Consider the following 1,803-nt stretch of genomic DNA (forward strand, 5'->3'; position numbering starts at 1 on the left):
GGGTAGAGTGGCGCGCAGTGGGGGACAGCAGCTTACGGGTGACCGTCGCGGGGTGACCTGTCGTTGTCTTCCTCGCGGTGGCGAGGAGGTTGCCGGTGTTTCTCGGCAGCCACGCGCCGCGGCTCGACGGCAAAGGGCGGCTGACGCTGCCCGCGAAATTCCGTGACGAGTGGGAGGGGGGGTCTTGTGATCACCAAGGGGCAGGAACGCTGCCTGTACGTCTTTCCGATGGCGGAGTTCACCCGGATCAGCGAGTCCCTCCGCACTGTTCCGGTTACCGCAAAGGCATTGCGTGACTACAGTCGGGTGTTTTTCTCCTCGGCCGCGGACGACGTGCCGGGCCGGCAGGGGCGGATCACGATTCCGGCTCCGCTGCGGTCCTACGCGGGCTTGATGCGCGACTGCGTGGTCAATGGGGCCAACACTCGGATTGAGATCTGGGATGCCCAGCGGTGGCAGACCTACCTGGAAAGCCAGGAGGAGAGCTTCGCCGAGCTGTCCGAGGAGGTCCTGCCCGGAGTGATCTGAGCTGCCCCGGGTTCATGGATCCGGGTGCTCCGCGGGCTCGCCACGCGCACCGTCCCTTCCGGCTGTCCCTTCCCCGGCGGCCGGCATCCGGGACGTACGCGAGGGCGGTCGACCTCGGTCACCCGACCCGGGCCCGCCGCCCGGTGGCTTCCGCCGATGAAGCCCCCATGCCCGTCAGTACATCTGAAGACGAGGTCCACGAGCGGTCGAGGGAGGCTCAGCACTGAACGCCACACATACGCCTGTGCTGACCGACCGTGTACTGACTTTGTTGGCCCCCGCCCTGCGGGTATCCGGAGCGATCGTGGTGGACGCGACGGTGGGTCTCGGTGGGCATGCCGCGGCTGTGCTCACGGCCTTCCCGCACGTACGGCTGGTGGGGCTCGACCGCGACCCCGACGCCTTGGAGCGCAGCGGTGAGCGGCTGCACGGGCTCGCCCCCGGCCGGGTGGAGCTTGTCCACGCCGTCTACGACGAGGTGGCCGAGATCCTGGACCGGCTCGGTCATCCGGTGGTGCAGGGCGTCCTGTTCGACCTCGGCGTGTCGTCGTTGCAGCTGGACACGGACGACCGTGGGTTCGCCTACTCCCGGGACGCGCCGCTGGACATGCGGATGGACCAGACGCGGGGCAGGACGGCCGCCGACATCCTCAACACCTACGATGCCGACGCGCTGACCCACATCCTGCGGGAATACGGCGAGGAGCGCTTCGCCCGCCGCATCGCCGGTGCGATCGTCCAGGCCAGGGCCGTCGCCCCGTTCGTCGCCTCGGCGCGGCTCGCCGACCTGGTACGCGACGCCATCCCGGCGCCGGCCCGGCGGACCGGCGGCAATCCGGCGAAACGTACCTTCCAAGCGTTACGTATCGAGGTCAACGCCGAGCTCGACGTGCTCGCCCGGGCGTTGCCCGCGGCCTTCGACGCGCTGGCCGTGTCCGGCCGGCTCGTCGTCCTGTCGTACCACTCGCTCGAGGACCGGCTGGTCAAGCGGCAACTGCGCGGCTATGCGGAGGCCTTGGTCCCGCCGGGCCTGCCGGTGGTGCCCGAGGGCGCGGGCCCCAGGCTGCGCTGGTTGACCCGAGGTGCGGAACCGGCGAGCGAGACCGAGAAGGCCGAGAACCCGCGGGCGGCCTCCGTCCGCCTGCGTGCCGTCGAACGTACCGCGCCGAACCCGGACCACACCCGGAAACCGACCGGAGGCGCATCGTGACCGCTCCCGCGCAGCCGCTCTCCCGCGCCGGGCGTTCCGCCCCCGGGCGGACCGGCTCTGGGCGG

Annotated in this window: 1 protein-coding gene and 1 pseudogene; both read left to right on the top strand. The window is 70.7% G+C overall.

Annotated features, from left to right (window positions below; all coding sequences use genetic code 11):
* Window positions 1-95 precede the first annotated feature (95 nt).
* Window positions 96-528, top strand: a pseudogene (mraZ, locus tag ACY5KJ_RS09995) (division/cell wall cluster transcriptional repressor MraZ).
* Window positions 529-751: 223 nt separating this feature from the next.
* On the top strand, window positions 752-1,738 hold the full coding sequence (rsmH, locus tag ACY5KJ_RS10000; RefSeq protein ID WP_462203247.1) for a 16S rRNA (cytosine(1402)-N(4))-methyltransferase RsmH: 987 nt from the start codon (window positions 752-754) through the stop codon (window positions 1,736-1,738).
* Window positions 1,739-1,803: the final 65 nt, after the last annotated feature.

This window comes from Frankia sp. CcWB3 (genome assembly GCF_977927595.1).